This window comes from Spiroplasma citri (genome assembly GCF_001886855.1).
Classification (GTDB): Bacteria; Bacillota_I; Bacilli_A; order Mycoplasmatales; family Mycoplasmataceae; genus Spiroplasma; species Spiroplasma citri.
Genome location: NZ_CP013197.1, coordinates 408733 through 430619, shown reverse-complemented (window position 1 = coordinate 430619; position 21887 = coordinate 408733). Strand labels below are relative to the sequence as shown.

The window sequence follows — 21887 nt, the reverse complement described above, 5'->3', positions numbered from 1 at the left end:
CTTTTAATTATTTTAATGCTGCGGTGAAATAACTTTCTAAATTAGTAATTGCCACTCGTTCTTGTTTCATTGTATCACGATTACGAACGGTAACTTTTTGGTCTTCTTGAGTATCAAAATCAACTGTTACACAAAACGGTGTTCCAATCGCATCTTGACGACGATAACGCTTTCCAATATTTCCTGTTTCATCATAAGTACACTGAAAATGAACTAAGAGTTTTTCATATAGTTGATAAGTCTCGCTGTTTAATTGTTTGCTTAATGGAATCACCGCAATTTGATACGGAGCTAATAACGGACTTAATTTTAAAACAATTCTCGTCTCATTTTCATCAACCTTTTCAACATGGTAAGCATCATATAAAATAGCTAGCATCAAACGACCAACTCCAACAGATGGTTCAATTACATGCGGCATAATTTTTTCATTTGTTTCTTGATTTAAATACGACAAATCATTTTTACTCATTTCACTATGACGACGTAAATCATAATCCCCACGGTCAGCTATCCCCCATAATTCACCTATTCCAAACGGAAATTTATATTCAATATCAATAGTTCGTTTCGCATAATGGGCTAATTCATCAGCATTATGCTCACGAAAACGATAGTTTTCTGATTTTAAATTAATTAATTCTAAAAACTTGGTTACTTCTTTAACTCAATATTCAAATCAATTAACCTTTTCGTTACTATCATAAAAAAATTCTAATTCCATTTGTTCAAATTCACGTGTACGAAAAATAAAATTTCCCGGGGTAATTTCATTACGAAATGACTTTCCAATTTGACCAACTCCAAAAGGGATTTTTTTTCGTAAAGAACGTTGGACATTTTTAAAATTGACAAAAATTCCTTGTGCTGTTTCTGGTCGCAAATAAACAACTGATTTTTCATCTTCAATTACACCTTGATTTGTTTTAAACATTAATTCAAACTGACGAATTTCAGTAAAGTCATGTCCACCACAATTTGGACATAAAATATTTTTTTCAGTAATAAAAGTTTCTAATTGTTCATTACTTCAACCACCACAATTTAATTTCGGATAATTATCTTCAATCAGTTTATCTACCCGCATTCGGGTTTTACACTTTTTACAGTCTAATAATGGGTCAGCAAAATTACCAAGGTGCCCAGAAGCTTTTCAAACATTATTGTTCATTAAAATAGCACTATCAAGACCAACATTATATTTTGATTTTGTAATAAAATGTTGTCATCATAAATTTTTTAAATTTCGTTCTAATTCAACCCCCAACGGCCCAAAATCTCAGCTGTTTGCTAAACCGCCATAAATCTCACTACCTTGAAACACAAAACCTTGTGTTTTTAAATGATTAACAACTTCTTCTAATGTATATTGCATTAATGTAACTCCTTCTTATTTTTCTATTCTCAATTATACTATTATACTATGTTATTCTTTAAAATAAATTGATTTTTGTCGAATTTCATAAATACTACACGAAAATATTCCAACTTTTGTTAAATAATACTCACATAACATTTTAAATAATATTATTAACACTTTTATATTAATCTTATTGTGAAAATAAAAATTAGTATGAAAATTACTATTAAAAACTTTAACTAACTCAATTGGAAAAAGATAATCTCTTGGTAATAAACAATTTTTGCAAAGATATCCTTCCTCAAGAAAACTAATTGTTTTAATGTGTTGTTTGCTACCACAGCGTTTACACATTGTAAAGTTTCATTCTAATCCATATCATTTTAAAGTACGAAACATAAAAGCAATTACAATACTTAAATTATCTTCTCATGCAACTAAATTATCTAATGTTGTTGTTAATAATTCGTACAATGCATTATCGGGCTGACGGTCAGCCAGCGCTTGTTCAGAAATTTCACAAATTAATGTTGCTAATAAATAATCATCATAATTTTGCGCTAATTTAATTCTTGTTATTAATAAATTTCCTGTTTTTAATTTACTTAACTTATTATTATGATATGATAAAAATATTTCAAACTCACTTGTTGCTAAGAATTGTACTGCATACTGATTTTTTGATGTAATTTTTTGTACTCCAGGGGCAAAAAAGCTAATTTGCCTAATTCTTTTGACAAAATCGTTACAATGGCACTATTATCATCATAAGGTTGTTTATTGAACACTATTCCTGTTAATTTTTGGGCCATTTTAATAACTTTATTTGTTATATCCTAAACGAGCAATCATTGAAGGCTTATCCCGTCATTTATCAACTACTTTAACAAATAATTCTAAAAATATTTTTGTTCCTAAAATTTGTTCTAATTCTAAGCGTGCTTGCGTTCCAATTTTTTTAATTAGGCGCCCTTGTTTTCCAATAATAATTCCTTTTTGTGAATCACGTTCAACACAAATTGAAGCCATAATTTTTAATAGTTGTGGTTGATCTTCAATTTTATCAATTTGAATCGCAACACTATGGGGAATCTCATCTTCTGTTAATAACAAAATTTTTTCTCGAATAATTTCACAAATTAAAAACTTTTCGGGTTGGTCAGTTAGCATATCATCGGGATAATATTGTGGTCCTACTTCTAAATGTGTTTTTAATAAAATTAATAATGTTTCAAGATTTTTATGTTTAACTGCTGAAACTGGAATGACTGCAGTAAACTGATGAATTTTTTCTCATTCAGCAATTTTTACCATTAAATCACCTTTGGAAACTAAATCAATTTTTGTGACAACTAAAACAATTGGAATTGCTCGCTCTTGTAGTGCTTTGATAATATAACGATCATTATCACCAATTCGTTCATTTGCCGGGGCTAAAAATAAAATAACATCAGCTGCTTTGGTTGCTGATAACGCAACTTTGTTCATAAATTTTCCCATTTCATTATGAGCTTTATGAATGCCTGGTGTATCCATAAACACAATTTGTGATTCTTGATCATTATAAATACCTTGAATCCGGTTACGTGTTGTTTGTGCCTTTGCCGTTACAATTGCTACTTTATTATTTAAAATTGTATTCAATAATGTTGATTTTCCGACATTTGGTCGACCCACAATTGCAACAAAGCCTGATTTAATTGCCATTTTCCTCACCTCTTAATTATTCTAATTATAAAGGAAAATACCTTAAAAAATTATCTTATTTAAAACTCAAAAGCAATTTGATCATCTAACGATAAATCTTTTAAAATTCCAAGTTCTTCAAATGATTCTAAATGAGCCTTTGTAATATTTGTTCGTTTTTGTAAATCAGCAACTGATAAAAATGGTTTTTCATAACGAGCATTAATAATACTATCACCAACAGCACCTCCCAAGCCATCAATTGCCGAAAATGGTGGTAAAATAATTTTTTCATTATTTTCAGTTGTAATAACCGTAAAATTTTTATTGCGACTTGTTTTTAAATCAATATTACTCATTTTAATTCCTCGGGCATACATTTCTAATGCTATTTCATAAACTGGTATTAAATCTTTTTCTTTTTGAGTTGGTTTATTCGGTGCATTAAAATCTTTATTATCCAACCGAGTTTGAATATCTCTTAATACTTGTTTGATTGTTTCTGCTCCTTTTAAAATTGTTTTAATGTCAAAAACATCTGTTCGAGTTGAAAAAAATGTTGCATAATATTCAACTGGGTAATTAATTTTATATCATGCCACCCGTCATGCCATTAAAACATAGGCTGTTGCATGTGCTTTTGGGAACATATACTTAATTTTATTACATGAATCAATATATCATTGTTCAACATTATTATCCCGCATTAATTGCTCATGTTCAGCTGTTAAACCTTTTCCCTTACGAACATCTTCCATAATCTTAAAAGCACTTTGAGCAGGTAACCCTTTATAAATTAAATTAACCATAATATCATCACGACACCCAATTACTTCTGAGATACTAATATTTTGATTTCGAATTAATTCTTGGGCATTACCAATTCAAACATCTGTTCCATGTGATAATCCTGAAATTTGAACTAAATCTGCAAATGAAGTAGGTTTTGTATCTAATAGCATCTTACGAACAAAAAAAGTACCAAATTCAGGAATGCCAATTGCGCCAGTTTTTTCACCATTAATATCTTCTGGTTTAATTTTTAAAACATCTAAACTTCGAAAAAGACTTAAAACCGCTTCATCATTTGTTGGAATTGTTTTTGGATCCACTCCCGTTAAATCTTGTAGCATTCGCAAAGCAGTTGGATCAACGTGACCTAAAATATCTAACTTTAAAACATTATCATGAATTGCGTGGAAATCAAAATGAGTAGTTAACCAATTTGATTTTATATCATCAGCGGGAAAATTAACTGGTGTAAACGCTTCAACTTCATATTCATTTGGAATAACAACAATTCCACCTGGATGCTGACCAGTTGTTCGTTTAACCCCTTCACAACCCTTAGCAATTCGCTCTAATTCTGCGCGGCGTTTTAAATGTAAAATATTTTTACTTTCAAAATAACCTTTCACATAACCATATGCAGTTTTTTCTGCCACTGTGGAAATCGTTCCCGCACGATAAACACTACGCTCGCCAAACATTTCTTTGGTAAAATCATGCGCAATTGGTTGATATTCTCCTGAAAAGTTCAAATCAATATCAGGAACTTTATCCGCTTCAAACCCTAAAAATGTTTCAAATGGAATATCATGTCCTTCCCCCTTTAATGGTTTTTGACACTTTGGACAAGTACGAGCTGATAAATCATATCCACACTTAACGGATCCATCAACAATAAATTCACTATAACTACAATAAGAACATAAATAATGTGGTTGTAATGGATTTACTTCGGTAATATTACTCATTGTTGCAACAAAACTACTACCAACGCTTCCCCGCGACCCAACTAAATAACCATCTTGTAATGATTTATCAACTAATTTATGCGCAATTCAGTAAATAACAGCAAAACCATGTTTAATAATAGCATTTAATTCTCGCTCTAAACGTGAAGCAACAATTTTTGGCAATGGATTACCATAAATTTTATAAGCATTTTGATAACATAATTCTTTTAATAATTGGTCACTACCCTCAATCTTAGGCGTATATAATTTATCTTTAATAATTTCAACTTTTTCAATTTGGTCAGAAATTAAATTTGGATTTGTTACTACAATTTCATAAATTAATTCATCATCATTTAAAAACTTAAATTCGTTCATCATTTCCATTGTTGTTCTTAAAAACTGATCAGGATTATCCGTTACTCGTTTCTTATAGTCATATAAAGGATGTGGTCGGCCCCCAATTCCTTTTGCATTAATATAAACTTCACGAAAAATTTTATCTTCTGGATTAAGATAATGAACATCACCAGTAGCAACAACTAATTTATTTAATTCTTTTGCTGTAAAAACAATATCTTTAATTACCGTTAATAGTCGTTCTTCTGACAAATCACCCATTTGGACTAAATGTTTATATACACTTGGGGGTTGAACTTCAATATAATCATAAAACTTAATTGTTTCTCGTAATTCCGATAAATTTTTATTTCGTGCCACTTCAAAAACATCACCGTTAACACACGATGACCCAATTAATAAATTACTACGGTGTTGTTCAATTACACTTCGTAATAATTTTGGTGATGAGTAAAAATATTTAGTATGTGCAGAAGTTATTAATTTAAATAATTCCAATAAGCCCGCCTGATTTTTTGCTAAAATTGCCATATGTTTTGGTCGCAATTTTTTGTAAACAGCCGGGTCATGAATATTCTCAATGTCATTATCAAACTCAATACCATAATTATTAATCATTTTCCGTAGTTGATGTTCATAAATGTCAGTTAAAACAATTGCATCATAATCACCACGGTGAGCAACTTCTTCATTATAAATAACACTATAACAACGAGCAATTGTTCCCAAGCGATAATTTTTCAAATGTGGTTCTAAAATCCGTGATAATTGTAAAGTATCAATTACTGTATTATTAATTTCTGAGCGCCCAGCTTTTTTTAACCATGATTGAATAAAGCCAAGGTCAAACTCAGCATTATGCGCAATTAAAATTGCATCCTTAAAATATTCTAAAATTTGGTCAATTGATTCAATAAAAGTTGGTTTATCAGCTAATAATTCATCAGTAATTCCTGTTAATTCGGTTGTAAATGATGATAACTTAACTGATGGTTTGAACAGATGATTAATTATTTGGCGTTCACCACTAATACCATCCATGATAACCGCTCCAAACTCAATAATTTCATCATAACCACTACTTAAGCCAGTTGTTTCTAAGTCAAAAATAACATATTTTGCAGTTCGTAAATTATGGTGATGAGGGTTTTTAACATATGATACTTTATCATCTAAAACATCTGCTTCAACACCATAAATAACTTTAATATCGGGATATTTCTTATTAAGATTATAAATTTCCGGATAAGCTTGAACATTTAAATGGTCAGTAAAAGCAATTGCTTTATGATTCCAATGCTGTAATGTTTTAAAAAGCATTGCAAGATCTGTTACTCCATCCATAATACTCATTTTAGTATGCAAATGTAACTCTATGCGTTTCTCAGGCGCATTATCTTCACGATACAAGTCTTCGTGATCTAAACGAGAAATTTTTTTAATAAAAAACATTTGTTCATTCGCATAAGTATCATACCGAATATCACCAAAAAGACTAACTCATTCATTAGTTTTTAATTCTTCAATAAAATCATCTGGTTGTTCTGTTCGAGTAAAAAACTTTGCGCCAATTGTATCACTATAATCAGTAACTGTTATTACATAAATAAATTTTTTTGTTGAAATTAATTGCCGTTCTTTACTCAAAATTTTTCCATAAATTGTAACATTGGGAACATCTTGGTCAATATCAATTAATCGTTCATAACTTGCTTCTCCAATTTTTGCTCTATGATAACTATTCGGTTCTCTTAGAACAGAATTAGCCCCATTTGTTGGCTTTGAAATTAACTGTTCTGTTTTTTGCGCTGTTTCTTGATATTTAATTAATTCTTGTTCATTAATTTCTAAAATATTATTTTCCCGTAAATCAATCACTAGAGCTAATTGTAAATCACTAAAACCATAACAACGAAGTTTTTTTTGATAATAATTACAATGCTCACCTACTAATTTTTGTTCACTTTCTGAATGAACAGTAATTTTTAAAATATTATCAGTTAAAGCGAATCGCTCTGGGGATAATTTACTAAAAAAACTATTTTTTAATTCCGATTTATTTAACCGAATATATTCTAAATAACTAAAAATAGTTGCTAATTCATATTGTTCTTTTCGAACCCGTAAAGAAATCTTTGTGGGTAATTTTTGATTTTCTAATAAAGTTTGTTCTAATTTTAGTAAAACTTCTGGCTGTAAAAAATCATTAATTTCAATAACAACACGAAAAAAACCTTCACTAGTACTATATTCTGCTTTAATGACTTTAGCATCATCAAAATAATTTCCTGTAAATTCTAAATTATTTGCTGTAAATAGTTTTATCAATTGTTGGTCCATCATCTAATCCTCACCTAGCTTTTCTGCTTAAAAAAAGACATCTTTAATTGTTATTCCAATAAATAATAAAATAAACAATATTGCTCCCGTCACATTAATGATAATCTTTGTTTTATGTGGTAACTGTCATTTTTGGTCTTTTGATTGATATTCTTCTAATAATATTTTTTGTTGCGCTGGATCATAAATTTTTTTTCAAATTCTCATACGACCATTTAGACGTTTCACTCCACCAACAATTCCTTCAATTGATGTTTCAAAAAACTTATAACCATCTAATGGTGGAATTGGAATTAAGTTTAAAACAAATAAATTAGCGGATAACATTGCCACATACATAAAGAAAAGTGCTGGCCCTTCTGTTAACATTGAAGAAACTGTTTTAGCAATTCCAACTGGACCAGATAATTGCCCTCATTGGCCAGTAAATAATAACCCAAATGATTTTAAAATTGTTACTGATTGTCTAAAGGTTTCTCCTCAACCATATCCATATGCTTGCGCAGTTGAAGCAAACTGACGATCAGGAGATCTAATTCCAACTGTATAAGTATTGTTTGTTTTTGTTAATTCAACTGCTTCCGTATAAAATAAATGACCATCTGCAGCAATTGTAACTTCTTGTTTACTATTTACACGAGCAAAACCAATAATAATATAATTAATTTTTTTATCGTTATCACTATTATCATATTGTTGTTTTAAATTTTTAATAAAATTAGAAACTGTTGTTAAATAAGTTGGAATCTTATCTACTGTTCCCAAGTGACTTGCTAAAATATGATTCTGGTTATTATCAGGTTTATCCTGCTCTTGATCACGATAATATTCTTGTGCTACTTTAAGTTTTTCTTTGCTAGGTCCTAATCAATAATCTAAAATCACAATATCTTGGGCAACATTTTGACCACTAGTTGCAAAAGCAGCATATGCTGCACCATTCGAATCATATTTAGCTCCTCAATATGTCATATCAGATGGTTTATAACTTAATGCTGCAAAAGTTGTGGTAAAAATAAAAACAGCAATAAAAAAATTCATTAAAGCTCCTGCTACAATAAAAATTAATCGTTTTCATTTTGCAATATTTTCCATTTTTCGTTCTTCAGGAACATGTTCCTCTTCACGCCCCTTTGGTGGATCAACTAATTGACTCGCAATATAGACATACCCTCCAAAAGGAAAAATTCGGATTGAGTAACGGGTTTCTTTTTTCCCTCAAGAAAAAATTTTGGGACCAAAACCAATTGCAAATTCATAAACATAAGCTCCCGCTAATTTCGCAATAATAAAATGTGCAAATTCATGAATTGTAACCAACATTAATAAAATTATAACCCCAATTACAAAACCTAAAACTACCATTCCTACTGACATTTATTTCTTAACTCCTTACTTTTTTTATTTAGAATAACATTATTTTTCAGAAAAATAATTAATAATATCTCTTTTAATGATATCATTTAATTCTTTGATTTCACGATAATTAACTAATTTTTGTGGCTTAATTTGGTCCATAAAATATTCAATATAATCCACAATTTGATAAAACTTAATTTTTCCGACTACAAAAAGAGAACGTAATTCTTCGTTTGCTGCATTAAAAGCAATTGCTAATGAATTATTTTTATTCAAACAACGATAGGCTAACTGTAGTGCTTTTCAACGTGATAAATCAGCTTTTTGAAATGTTAAAGTTATTAATTCCTCAAAATTTAATGGTTTTAAGAAAGAACTATTCTTTCGAGTTGGATAATATAAAAAATAATTTAAAACTTGTAACATTGAAGGCTTTGATAATTGGCCAATAATTGAATAATCTGCATATTGTACGGCAGAATGTAAAATAGCTTGTGGATGTAAAACAACAGTAATTTTCGAAGTTTTAAATAAATGATAAGCTTCAATAATTTCCAATCCTTTGTTTACCATTGTTGAAGAATCAATGGTAATATTTTGTCCCATTTTTCAAGTTGGATGTTGTAATGCTTGTTGCTCATCAATCGTTTTTAAATCAGTTAATGTTTTATTAGCAAACATCCCTCCCGAAGCTGTTAAAATAATTTCTGAACACGGATTGGTTTGCTCTAAACATTGAAAAATAGCACAATGTTCAGAATCAATTGGATATAATTGATTATTATTTTTTGTTAATAAACTGTTAATTAAATCCCCTGCCACTACTAATGATTCTTTATTTGCTAATAATAAAGTACGATTTTTTCCATATAAAGTTTGTAATGTTGGGTATAATCCTGCAAAACCACTAATTGCATTTAAAACTAAAGCTGTAGGAAAAGCAGCTAACATTGCATTAATTCCCGTTTCTCCGGTTACAAAAGTTATATTTGGATATTGTGCTGTTAAAATAGCTTGGGTTTCATCACCAAGATGAACAATCCTGATTGTGGTATGCTTTTCTAAAATCTTAATTAGAGTTGGAACATTATGATAAATACTAACAGCTGTAATTTGAAAATCATTTGGATTTGATTCAATAATTTGTAACGCTTGTTGACCAATATTCCCAGAAGCGCCAAAAATAATAATATTTTGCATAAATTATCGTTGTAATACTATATTGGAAATGATAAACATTACAAAAAAGACTAATGAAAATGAATCCAAACGATCTAAAACACCACCATGCCCAGGTAATAAATTGCTAAAATCTTTAATATTATAACGACGTTTAATTCAAGAAAATGATAAATCACCCAATTGTGATAAAATACTTAATACAAATACTAATAAAATATAAATCACATAACGCATGACATTTTTATCATTATCATTTGAGAAAAAGTTAAAAACCCAATGGTTACTAGTTGCAAAATGAAACATTAAAATTGCATAAGTAATTGCAATTCCTGCTGCTAAGATTATTCCTGTCACAGCTCCTTCTCATGTTTTGTTTGGAGATATTGTTGGCGCTAATTTATGCTTTCCATAAGTAACACCTCCAACAAAAGCAAAAGTATCAGTTAAAATAATAATTAATGCTAATCAAACTACGCTACTTCAACCATAAGCAGGATTTAACATAAATTTATTCATTGCTTTTAAAGCAAAAGTTAAATATAAGGTAAAAATTAAAACTAATGTCATTTTACCAAAAGTAATTTCTTTTGAACTAAATACTAAACAATAATATCCTAAAATAGCACATAAATAAATAACAAAGATAATTCAAGGTTTTAATCAATTTCAATTTAATAACGTATAAAACGGATAATTAATTGCTCCAATTCCACCATATTCATTTGCAATTGATTCAGCTGGAAACAAAAATAAAAAAATTATCAATAAATATGTAATAATTTGCGTATAAATTGGTCACTTTGTTCCCCCAACTAATCGCAAAATTTCATAGTTAACTAAGCCTAAAATAACAGCATTAATTCCAATAAAAACATAATTAGCAATTTCAATATGTGGAACATTATTATGCCATTCTGTTGCGATTGCTCCTGTGAATAAATATAAACTTAAAAAAACTAATAACGAATAAAATGTAATATGACGAGCAACATATTTTTTTTGAAACATTCCTTTATGTTCCTTATTTTTTGATACGTTATTTGTTAAATTGTGCTTTTCTGTCGATGTTTCATTTTCATTCACAAGAACATTATCTTCCTGATTGTTCATCACTTTCAATTCCTCCAAATCTTCTATTTCTATTATTATAATCTAATATTGCTGCAGTTAAAGCATTTTCATCAAATTCTGGTCAAAATGCTTTGGTAAAATATAATTCAGCATAACGATTTTGCAATAATAAAAAATTACTTAAACGTTGTTCACCACCACATCGAATCATTAAATCAACATCAGGTAAATCTGCAGTATATAAATGTTGAAATAATGTTTTTTCATCAATGCTTGTTATTTTTTTAACTAGCATTTGATTAATTGCTGTTAATAATTCTTCAATCGCTCCATAGTCAAAAGCAAATGTTAACACCATTCCATTATTATCTTTTGTTTGTAAAATAGCATTATTAATTGCTGCTAATGTTTTTGGTGGCATTTTTGTACGGCGACCAATATGATTTAAAACAATATTCTCATTCTTAAAATTATTAACTTGTTTATTATTTAATAATCGTTCTGGCATTGCCATTAAATAAGTAACTTCTTGTGCATTTCGTTTTCAATTTTCAGTTGAAAAACAATAAATAGTTAAATACTTAACACCAAGAGCATTTGCTTTTAGTGCTACATCTTTAATTCGTTTTGCTCCTTCTTCATGTCCAACTGTTCGTTCTAACCCTTGCTTAGTTGCCCAACGACCATTACCATCTAAAATAATTGCAATATGTTGTGGTATTTTCATTTATTATGCCCTTCTTCCCCGTTTTGTTAATTATACCGAGACTCATAAAAAAATGAAAGTTTTAAACTTCCATTAGTTCTTTTTCTTTTAAGGTTGCCTTTTCATCAATTTTTTTAATAAATTGGTCAGTCAATTTTTGTACTTCCCCTTCATAGTATTTTTTATCATCTTCAGTTAAATCAGAATCTTTTTTAAGATGTTCATTACTATCTCGTCGCTCATTACGAATTGCTACTTTAAACTGTTCACTTGCTTTTCACATTTCCTTAACCAGCATTTTACGGCGTTCTTCAGTTAGCGGAGGAATGTTTAACCGAATTAAATCCGCTTCTGAGCTTGGTGTTAAACCTAAATCTGCTTTATTAATCGCTGTTAGAATTAAATTAATAATTGAACGATCATATGGCTTAATAACTAATTGTCGTGCTTCTGGCACCATAATATTAGCCAATTGTTGAATTGGCGTTAGCGTTCCATAATAATCAATCATAATATGTGATAACATATTTGGATTTGCACGACCAGTACGAATTTTAATTAATTCATTTTCAAATGAAACGATTACTTTTTCCATCTTTTCTTTTGTTTGGTTAATAACTTCTTGTGACATTTATTTTTTCCCTCCTGTAACAATCGTTGAACGAGCATTACCATGTACTGCCTTATAAATATTATCTGGTTCATTAATATCAAAAACAACGATTTTAACATCATCTTCCATTGCTAAACTAGATGCTGTTAAATCCATTACTTTTAATTGTTTTTTTTGTAATTCATTTAAACTAATATTATCGAAGCGAACTGCATCGGCATTGTGGCGAGGATCTTTATCATAAATCCCATCAACCCCATTTTTTGCCATTAGCATAACATCGGCATCAATTTCAATTGCTCTAATTGTTGCTGCTGTATCAGTTGTAAACTTTGGTTGACCAGTTCCCCCAGCCATAATAACAATTGCCCCTTTTTCTAAAGCAGCTTTTGCTTTTTTAAATAAATATGGTGAAGCAACTTCAGGAACTTGAATTTTTGAAGTTACGACAACATTTTGACTACCTTCATTCTTTAATACAGCTTCTAATGCTAAGGCATTCATTACCGTTGCTAGCATCCCCATATAATCTGCACTAATTGGATTCATTTTGATTGTATCAGCACGATTACCGCGTCAAATATTACCACCACCAACAACAATAGCAATTTGTAATCCTTCTTTTTGCAATTTAACAATTTGTTTTGCAATATCATAAATTTTTTTCGCATCATATAAATCATCAGAATTGCCCAATGCTTCACCAGATAATTTTAGTAAAACTCGCTTATATTGTAATGCCATTATAACTTTTCCTCTCTTTTTCTATTTTATTCTAATACATTATAAATTGTTTTAACAAATAATCAAAATAAAATTACAAATTAGTGAAGAAATTTAATTTATCTTTCAAATAAAACTAATTAATATTAAGTTAAACTTGGCAAATAAGATGTTAAAAACTCATGTCAAAATTCTCATGTTTTTGTTTTTAAAGCATCATTTGTTAAAAGTCAATATACAAACCCTTCGGCAAAAAATTCAAAATTATCTTTAAATGAAAATTTACTAAGATGAAATAATTGAAAAATCTTTTCTTTTGTTAAACTTTGTTGCTGTTGAAAGTTATTAATTTTTTTTAATAAAAATGTTTTTAGTTGTTCAATCACATTAACTTTATAATCTAATTTATAACGATAATGCAGTAAATGCCCTAACTCATGACATAGAGTATAAAAAATACTTTGTTGTGAAATTCCACCTTCAACTCAATTACAATTTCATATCTCTTCATAATTACAATTTACTAGATCATTTGCAATTTCAATTTGACGATTGTGTTTGAATCTGTATAGGCCTTTGTTTTTAAAAGTTGTCCATCTTTAATAATAACAGAACTTAAAACTTTATTAATTTCTTGTTTTGTTCAAAGAAAAGCACAAATATTATAAAATAATGTAATAATTTCTTTTAATATTTTGATAAGTTGCACAATAATGATTAATAAATTGTTGCCAAGAACGACGAACCGGTTCATCTAAAAATGCCAATAATTCATCATAAGAAATAAATGTTTTTTGATCATAAAATGGCAAATTAGTATAATTCGCCGGACTTAAAAAAGCATTTGTTAAATTTTGTTCAAGTTTTGTTGCAATATTATTACTAATTCACAATCCCCGATAACCCCGATTTTGTACTCAAGTTTTATTTGGAACATATTGATGATTTAAATCAATATGATTAGCAATTGATTTATAGACAGTATAAATAAAGAATCAATGACCCCCGATAAAACGAAAAATTACTTGAAACAAGTGTTGCCGAAGAAGAACTAATCTTATCTTTAATTTTTATTTTATTAATATTCAAATTCGGAAATTGTTGCTTTAGTTTTTCTTTAATATGAATTTTTTTCGAACATGTAAACCATTAGTTTTAAGGGTTTTTAAATTAGGATTAGTAACAATTGTCCCTAACTCAAGTGGTCTTGGACTTAAATAACCAATATATAAGACATATAGAATAAAACTGACAAAAACCGTTACCATTAAAAATAATGTTGAATTAATCATTCACAATTTTTTGCTATTTTCTTTCATATGTTTTTCCTTTTCTAAATATTTTAATAATTTATAGTATTCAATTTTGTATAGTCATTTTATCATTTAGAAATAATTTTGTTAAAACAACACTATTTTTTTGTTACAAAATAAAAACTGTTTAAAAAACAGTTTTCTTAAAATAGATTAATTAAAACCCATTCCGCTTAAACCACCCATACCAGGAATATTTGGCATACGCCCTGATTTAATTTGCCGAGCAATTTCATCAACTTGTTTTTTTGTTTTCTCAAATTGATTAATTAACTCATTATATTCTTTTTCAGTTCGTCCTGAGCCTTTTAAAATGCGATTTTTTCGTGATAAATGTTTTAATAACCGTGGTTCACGGCGTTCTTTCACTGTCATTGATGATAACAATACCTCAGTTATTTTTAATTTTCGTTCAGCATCAGCAATCTTTTCATCACTTAGTTTTGGCATTCCAGGTAACAATTTCATAATTCCGCCCATTTTACCCATTTTTGAAATTTGACGCATTTGGTTTAATAAATCTTGCAAATCAAACTGTCCCATCATCATTCGATTCATTGTTTTTTTGATATCACGTTCATCTAACACATCTTTTGCTTTTTCAACTAAGGTTTGAACATCTCCCATTCCTAAAATTCGATCAGCCATTCGATCAGGATAAAAGATTTGTAAATTACTCATTCCTTCTCCGGTTCCGATAAAAGTAATTGGTAATTTTGTCAAATGTGTAATTGACAAAGCAGCCCCACCACGAGCATCACCATCTAATTTTGTAACAATTACTCCTGTTAATTTTAATAACTGATTAAATTCAGTTGCAACATTAATAATGTCTTGCCCTGTCATTCCATCAACAACTAGAAGAATTTCATCTGGGGTAATATTATTTTTAATTTCTTTTAATTCTTGCATTAACTCAGCATCAATGTGTAAACGTCCAGCTGTATCAATTAAGATAACATCATTTTTATTGTCTTTTGCATAAGTAATTGCTTGTTGCGCAGTTGTTATTGGGTTTTGCATTCCGCGCTCAAAAACTTCAATATTTAAATTTTTCCCAATTGTTTTTAATTGTTCAATCGCTGCTGGTCGATAAATATCACAAGCAACTAATAACGGTTTTTTGTGATATTTCTTTTCAACTAACTTAGCAATTTTCCCCGTTGTGGTTGTTTTACCACTTCCTTGTAAACCAACCATCATTATAATTGTTGGTTTTGAAGCAAACGATAATTCTTTGGCTGTTTTTCCAAATATATTAACTAATTCTTCATGCACAATTTTTACCATCATTTGTGTTGAATTTAATCCATCAAGAATATATTCACCACGAGCTTTAGTTTCAACAGCTTTAATAAAATCTTTAACTACTTCATTATTCACATCCGCCTCTAATAATGATAATCGAATTTCACGCATTGTTTCAGTAATGGCATCAGTTGTTAAAGTTGATTTTTTCATATTTTTTTCAATTGATTTTTTCAATCGATTCGCTAAAAAATCTCCAATCATATTTTTTTCTCCTTTAATTTTTATAACAAAATCACTCTTATTAATTATACTAAAACTAACATAAAAAAGAATAAAAATTTTATTCTTTAAATAACAGTTTCAGTGACTCGTAATTCACGGATAACGGTAATAACAATATCACCAGGAATTGTTTTTGCTTGTTTAATTTTTTCCTTAATATCAAGAGCAATTTTATGAGTACGAGCATCGTCATTAATAATTGGATTAACAATAACTCGAATTTGTCGTCCTGCTTGTAAAACATAAGCTGATTGGACACCATGTACTGTTTGACAAATTTTTTCTAGCTCATTCATTCGAGCAATATAATTTTCAACAGTATTATTACGGCTACCTGGGCGAGCAGCTGATAAAGTATCAGCAGCTGATACTAAAACAGAATAAGGATTAGTTATTGGTACTTCACCATGATGCGAAGCAATTGCATTAATAATAATTGGATGTTCATTACATTTTGTTGCAATTTGGATACCTAAGGTAACATGACTTCCTTCATTTTCAAAATCAACTGCTTTTCCAATATCATGTAATAGCCCAGCTCTCATTGCAATTGATGGATCTAACCCCAGTTCACTAGCCATAATTGCTGCTAATTTTGCTACTTCTACAGAATGTAACAAGACATTTTGACCATAACTAGTTCGATATTTTAAAATTCCTAAGTGACGAATTAATTCAATATCTAAATTATCAATTGCTAATTCAGTTGCAATTTCTTTTCCTGCTTCAAGAATTGTCATTTTAATTTCTTCTTGTTCTAATTTGATTGTTTCTTCAATCCGATTTGGTTGAATTCGACCATCAAGTAATAATTTTTCTAAAGTTTTTTTTGCAATTTCCCGGCGAATTGGATTAAAAGATGAAATTTGGACAACATTAGGTATATCATCAATAATTAAATCAACCCCTGCAGCTATTTCAAATGTACGAATATTACGACCATCTTTCCCAATAATTCGTCCTTTCATATTATCGTCTTCTAAATAAATTGAAGTTGTTGTTTTTTCTGCCACAACTTTTGCTGCATAACGTTCAATTGCAGTAGTAATAATGTTAATGGCTGTTTGTTTGGCATTAATTTTTTCAGTATTTTCAACATTTCGTAAAAATTCACCAATTTCCTTTTGATACCGATCACCTATTTTTTTAAAAAGAACATCCTTTGCTTCTTCAAGTGAATATCCGGCAACTTTTTCAAGTTGATGAAGATTCCGTTCTACCATTTCTTGATAATAGTTAATCTTTCCTTGCAATTCTTCTTTCTTGCGAAACACTTCTTGCTCTTTGCCATTTAATACTTCTTCTCTCTCAACAATTAAACGTTCTCTATCTACTAAAAATTTTTCGGTCGCTAAAAATTCTTCACGTTTGCGAGTTAATTCATCTTTCATTTCTTGTCTAATTTGTGCTGCTTCAACGCGTCCATCTGCTTTAGCAGCGTTAATAATTTTTTTTGCTTTTTCTTCAGCTTGTTTAATTTTTAATTTTGTTTTTTTGATTAATTTAAATCTTAAATATTTTTCAAATAAATATCCAAGAAAGTAAGAGCCTATTGCAACAGCAATAATGATAATTACTCATATGTGTATTTGCATAATTATTTCTCCTTTACTTAAAAGATTAAGTAAGAAGTATTAATTGTAAATATATAAGTGGAATATTAGCAATGAAATCATTGCCACATATCATTATACTCTCTTTTAGAAAAATTTTCGCGTAATATTTTGATTTTATAAGAATATTTTTTAATTTTAAGCCTATATTTTAATATTTTTTTATTATTTTATCACCTTTTGACTTAATTTTAATCAATTTTAACTTCATAATTATATATCTATTTAAAATAAAAAAGTGCTCTTATTGAATATGTCTATTTTACTTAACATATTCATATTGCACTTATTTTTTAGTATGGAATAATAACTAATTCGTTAATTTTATTTTGTAATTCTGTTTGTTCTTTCTCTAAATTATTTTTTGTTTGCTCAAATTTTTGAATTTTTAGTGTTAAAGATTCTAATTGTTTGTTTGAATCATATGGACTCATCGCACTTAATGTTGAAATTGGTGCACCAGAAACTGTTAACATACTTAATAAACTTAAAATTTTTTTCATTTTAAATTCACACATCTTTCTGTCTTAGTTTAACTAAGATAGCATTATTTTATATTAGAAAATTAGAAAATAATTTTTTTCTATATAAAATATACCAATATTTAATTAATAGGATTTGTTGCACTTGCATTTACAATTTACAAATTTAAAAAATGTTTTTTCTTAAAAAGAAAAAACATTTTTTATGCATGGGGGCTAAAAGGGTTAATAACTGTTAAAGTATCTGGTTCTTTTTTTGTTCCCATTTTTCGATCAATTTCATAATAATTATTGTTTGACATTTTAATTCATTCAATAATGTCTTTTACTTCAGCTAATTCTTCATAAAAGTCAATAATAAATCAATCATAAAATTTATAAGTAACTAAATCACCAACGTTATTGGCATGTTGTGCTAATTTATTTGTTAATTCAGCAAAATATGCCCGTTTTGTTTGATAGGTTTCCATTAATTCAATAATATTTTTAATATCTTTATATTCTTCAGCAATATTTTTAATTTGATAATGACCATCACGGTCTAAAACAAAATTCATAATTCGACGTTGATGTAAAACTTCATCTTGTGCTTGAACTTGGAAATAATGGCTAAAACCAGGAAAACCTAATTTATCAGCGGCTGAACTCAAATTATAGCAAAAGAATTGCATTTTAATGTGTTCATCAATATAATGTTGTAAATCTTTTTCAATATCTTTTGTTAACATAACTTCTTCTCTCTTTCTATTCTTATTGTACACTCTTAAAAGTTAATTATTTTCATTTTAATTTAAAATAAATCTTTTTATTAAAGTAATAAAATTTATTTTCTTTAAATTGGAATTTTGATATTTCAATTTTTTTAGGTTTTGGATTAATTTTTAATTCATCAAAAGCAATTAAATCATTAAAATCAAGATTAAAAATTGTTGTTTTTTGTTCATTAATATGAGGATAAAATTGATGCCAACTTGTTTTAATTTCACTTGTCTTTTCAGAAGTATGAATAATATCATTTAATAATAATCCCAATTGTTTCTTTGTTAAGGTAAAATAACTATTATTATCAGGTTTTGATAATTCTAATGTTGTTTGTTGTAAAATTTTACTTAAATTAAATTTAAAAGTTTGATTAACAACTAATTCATCAATAAATTTATTCTTTGCTGTTGCTAATGAAACTATTTTAAAACTATAATTAATAACTTCATCTTTGCTTCCTTCGTGTTCACTTGTTTTAACATATTTTAATTCAAAATATTTTTCAAAAGGTTCAACTTGATATCCTAAGAATTCCATTACTTTTATTTTAATGACTGTTGGTAGTTTATCAATGTAATTGTCTTCGCCAATAACAATATTATTATTTAAATATTTCTCAAATTTTCATGTTTGCAAGCTATGAAAATCAACATATTCTTTTTCATACATAAATCCATTCTTACGGAATTTTTTAGGTGCTCCTCATTGGGCATAAATTGCTAATCCTAAACCAATCAGAGCAATTAAAATTAAGACCGTATAATCTAGAGTGCGATGACTTTTAATAAATAAACTTGTGTCATCATCACGTTGTGTTTCTAAAATAAAACGAATTAAATTTCATAAAAAGAAATAAAAACCAGTTTGAACCCCACTGCGTGTAATTGCATAACGCCCTGGATTATTTAATTTTGTTAATGCAGCACTATCATTATGTCATCATTTTTTAATTTTATTTGTAAAACCAGATTCTTCCTTTAAACTATCCGCTTGTTCATTTCTTTTAACCATTTCATCTAATTGTTTTTGGTTTGGTATATAGTTAAAATATGCTTTATCTCAAACTTCTTTTCAAGTCAGTTTATCGGGTTTAATATATTTTCGATTAAAAAAATGAATAAAATTATACTTTAAATCAAAAGGATATTCTTTTGCATCTTTTTTTCATGGCTTTTTACTAAATAATTGTCCAGCAACAGGAATAAAAAAAGTAATAAATAATCATGCTAAGAAATTAAAGAATGATTCATATAAAAAGATTGGTTGGCGAAACACAATTTCACCAAGTTTATTTGTTTCTGGTGATAAACCATCCCACTGTCATAAATTATCACGAATAAAAGCTGGTAATCAGCGTAATGAATCATAGGAAGTAATACTTCCTAATAATTCATGATTAAAAAAATTACCTCAACGACCTAATACTTGTCCTAATAAAATATTTGGAATAATGCAATCAGTATAAACTCAAAGTGAAACTTTTGCTTTTCGACCAACAATGCCAAAAACAATTAAACCAGTAATTGTTCCAAATAAAACACCACCATGAATACTCATTCCAGCTTTTCAAAACGCAAATAAAGATCAAAATGGAACATCACCTGGTTCTAATACTCAAGGATGATTAACATCATTATTAAATTTTCCAAAAAAACTAGCTCCAAATAATGAAAATGGAATAATAGCAAAAATTGATCAAATTAATGGTTCAATTGGAACTTTTTTTAATTTTAGTCGAATAAAACATGCTAAAACTGAGCAAATCATTCCTAATGTAATAAAAACAGCATACATATGAATTCACCCACCATATGTTGCTAAAATATTATGTGGCGTATTAGTTGGTGTAATTCATCCTGGATTTGGTGGTCCACTTGTTAATAGTAAACTGTTCATTTATTTTTTTCACTCCTTAAGTGTTTTTAATTTCTAAATTATAAAACAATGCATAATTATTATATACCAAGTTCAAACAAAAAAGTCCATTTATTTTTAGGACTTAATTGTAATCTTAATTTTTTTAAACTATAATTTATTTAAAACAATATTACTTTTAGAAAGCGATGTGAAATAACAAATGACTAGCACTGCGTTATCAGAACCAGCAATTAATAAAATTAATGCACTTCATCAAGAACACATACAAAATCATTATCGAAAAATTACTAGTTTTTGGAGTAAATCAATTATTATTGATGTTATTTTCAGTTCATTAATCTTATTTTTTTACTACTGCTTTAATTATTGGCATTATTCTTACCTTTATTGCTAATAATTATGACCCTGAATTCACATTTTATTTAATATATTTACCTTTACCACTGTTAGTAATAACAATTATTCTTTATATGTTGATTAAAGCTGGTGCTATTAGTATTAGTCTTTTCCTTAATCAATTAGATTATAATGAATATTACCGAATTGCAATTGGTGTTCTTTGAAAAGATGAAGTTATTTTAGATGAAATAAGTAATAATTTTAAAATTATCCCAGAACTAAATTTCACTAGCTTTAGTAAAAATCCGAAAAAAAATAATTTATTGCAACAAAGTTTAATTCAAGTTAGTAGTTTAGAAGAAAAATTGATAACAAAGTTATTAACGGCACAATAAAAAATAACGCCTTTTCGTTAGGTGTTATTACGGTTCGTAAAACAATGGTTTTTTTAAAAACATTAATTTTTTGTTGTTTTGTTTTTAATGGTTTTAGCTTCTCTTTCTAATAAGAGATCAAAAGACCAAAAAACATCAAATAGTATTGCAAATGGAATTAATATAACATATTTATTATTATGAATTGAAATGAAACGCTCTGAAAACTACTTTTTCTTTACAGCTACTTTATCAAAAAATCTTGAAATTGCAGCCAATATTGTGCCACATCAAGGCAAATTTAAAAAATTTATTTTAAATAATAAAGAAATTGAATTAGAAGGAACATAATTTCCTAATCTTTTTGATACTAATACATTGAAAACCAATCATTGCAAGAAATAGAAACATTCAAAATTGTATTAATGATTTAATTGCTAAAATTGGACTAGAT

21 protein-coding genes are annotated in these 21887 nt (G+C 28.2%); 2 read left to right on the top strand and 19 right to left on the bottom strand.

Annotated elements, in window-relative coordinates; translation table 4 throughout:
* Positions 1–7 precede the first annotated feature (7 nt).
* The 19 genes from SCITRI_RS02300 to SCITRI_RS02225 form a co-directional block, all read right to left on the bottom strand.
* The gene (locus SCITRI_RS02300) at positions 8–1375 is read right to left on the bottom strand and encodes a glycine--tRNA ligase (RefSeq protein ID WP_071937062.1); all 1368 of its coding nucleotides are present in this window, start codon (positions 1373–1375) and stop codon (positions 8–10) included.
* A gap of 51 nt (positions 1376–1426) precedes the next feature.
* The gene (recO, locus tag SCITRI_RS02295) at positions 1427–2050 is read right to left on the bottom strand and encodes a DNA repair protein RecO (protein WP_237238146.1); all 624 of its coding nucleotides are present in this window, start codon (positions 2048–2050) and stop codon (positions 1427–1429) included.
* Complete coding sequence (locus tag SCITRI_RS11140) at positions 2014–2172, bottom strand: recombination protein O N-terminal domain-containing protein (protein ID WP_237238036.1); 159 nt, start codon at positions 2170–2172, stop codon at positions 2014–2016. Before SCITRI_RS11140 ends, recO begins: the two co-directional genes overlap by 37 nt.
* 10 nt (positions 2173–2182) lie before the next feature.
* Positions 2183–3067, bottom strand: coding sequence for a GTPase Era (gene era, locus SCITRI_RS02290; RefSeq protein ID WP_071937061.1), 885 nt, complete (start codon positions 3065–3067; stop codon positions 2183–2185).
* 59 nt (positions 3068–3126) lie between these two features.
* The gene (locus SCITRI_RS02285) at positions 3127–7488 is read right to left on the bottom strand and encodes a PolC-type DNA polymerase III (RefSeq protein WP_238336040.1); all 4362 of its coding nucleotides are present in this window, start codon (positions 7486–7488) and stop codon (positions 3127–3129) included.
* A 24-nt stretch (positions 7489–7512) separates the two neighbouring features.
* On the bottom strand, positions 7513–8862 hold the full coding sequence (rseP, locus tag SCITRI_RS02280; protein ID WP_071937059.1) for an RIP metalloprotease RseP: 1350 nt from the start codon (positions 8860–8862) through the stop codon (positions 7513–7515).
* A gap of 39 nt (positions 8863–8901) precedes the next feature.
* A complete protein-coding gene (gene dxr / locus SCITRI_RS02275; RefSeq protein ID WP_071937058.1) occupies positions 8902–10044 on the bottom strand; it encodes a 1-deoxy-D-xylulose-5-phosphate reductoisomerase in 1143 nt (380 codons plus the stop codon).
* Between the two features lie 3 nt (positions 10045–10047).
* Complete coding sequence (locus SCITRI_RS02270; protein ID WP_071937057.1) at positions 10048–11136, bottom strand: phosphatidate cytidylyltransferase; 1089 nt, start codon at positions 11134–11136, stop codon at positions 10048–10050.
* Positions 11117–11824 (bottom strand): polyprenyl diphosphate synthase, encoded by a 708-nt coding sequence (uppS, locus tag SCITRI_RS02265; RefSeq protein ID WP_071937056.1) that lies wholly within the window; start codon positions 11822–11824, stop codon positions 11117–11119. Before uppS ends, SCITRI_RS02270 begins: the two co-directional genes overlap by 20 nt.
* A gap of 61 nt (positions 11825–11885) precedes the next feature.
* On the bottom strand, positions 11886–12434 hold the full coding sequence (gene frr / locus SCITRI_RS02260; protein ID WP_004028567.1) for a ribosome recycling factor: 549 nt from the start codon (positions 12432–12434) through the stop codon (positions 11886–11888).
* On the bottom strand, positions 12435–13160 hold the full coding sequence (gene pyrH, locus SCITRI_RS02255; RefSeq protein WP_071937055.1) for a UMP kinase: 726 nt from the start codon (positions 13158–13160) through the stop codon (positions 12435–12437).
* Between the two features lie 125 nt (positions 13161–13285).
* Positions 13286–13525, bottom strand: a complete 240-nt coding sequence (locus SCITRI_RS11135) for a hypothetical protein (RefSeq protein ID WP_237238035.1) — start codon at positions 13523–13525, stop codon at positions 13286–13288.
* A 276-nt stretch (positions 13526–13801) separates the two neighbouring features.
* Positions 13802–14173, bottom strand: coding sequence for a hypothetical protein (locus SCITRI_RS11130; protein ID WP_237238034.1), 372 nt, complete (start codon positions 14171–14173; stop codon positions 13802–13804).
* 72 nt (positions 14174–14245) lie between these two features.
* The gene (locus SCITRI_RS11125) at positions 14246–14458 is read right to left on the bottom strand and encodes a hypothetical protein (RefSeq protein ID WP_237238033.1); all 213 of its coding nucleotides are present in this window, start codon (positions 14456–14458) and stop codon (positions 14246–14248) included.
* Between the two features lie 147 nt (positions 14459–14605).
* Entirely contained in the window at positions 14606–15964 is a 1359-nt protein-coding gene (ffh, locus tag SCITRI_RS02245) for a signal recognition particle protein (RefSeq protein ID WP_071937054.1), read from the bottom strand.
* 86 nt (positions 15965–16050) lie between these two features.
* Positions 16051–17580, bottom strand: a complete 1530-nt coding sequence (gene rny / locus SCITRI_RS02240) for a ribonuclease Y (protein WP_071937053.1) — start codon at positions 17578–17580, stop codon at positions 16051–16053.
* A 311-nt stretch (positions 17581–17891) separates the two neighbouring features.
* Positions 17892–18101, bottom strand: a complete 210-nt coding sequence (locus tag SCITRI_RS02235; protein WP_071937052.1) for a hypothetical protein — start codon at positions 18099–18101, stop codon at positions 17892–17894.
* Between the two features lie 182 nt (positions 18102–18283).
* Positions 18284–18808: a ferritin gene (locus SCITRI_RS02230; protein WP_071937051.1), complete on the bottom strand. Its 525-nt coding sequence runs from the start codon at positions 18806–18808 to the stop codon at positions 18284–18286.
* Positions 18809–18854: 46 nt separating this feature from the next.
* The gene (locus tag SCITRI_RS02225; RefSeq protein ID WP_071937050.1) at positions 18855–20738 is read right to left on the bottom strand and encodes a prolipoprotein diacylglyceryl transferase; all 1884 of its coding nucleotides are present in this window, start codon (positions 20736–20738) and stop codon (positions 18855–18857) included.
* Positions 20739–21190: 452 nt separating this feature from the next.
* On the opposite strand from SCITRI_RS02225, the gene SCITRI_RS11120 reads away from it, so the two are divergent.
* A complete protein-coding gene (locus SCITRI_RS11120; RefSeq protein ID WP_237238032.1) occupies positions 21191–21454 on the top strand; it encodes a hypothetical protein in 264 nt (87 codons plus the stop codon).
* 87 nt (positions 21455–21541) lie between these two features.
* Positions 21542–21784 carry a hypothetical protein gene (locus SCITRI_RS11115; RefSeq protein WP_237238031.1) on the top strand — a complete coding sequence of 81 codons (243 nt, stop codon included), beginning with the start codon at positions 21542–21544 and terminating at the stop codon, positions 21782–21784.
* The last annotated feature ends 103 nt before the right edge of the window (positions 21785–21887 follow it).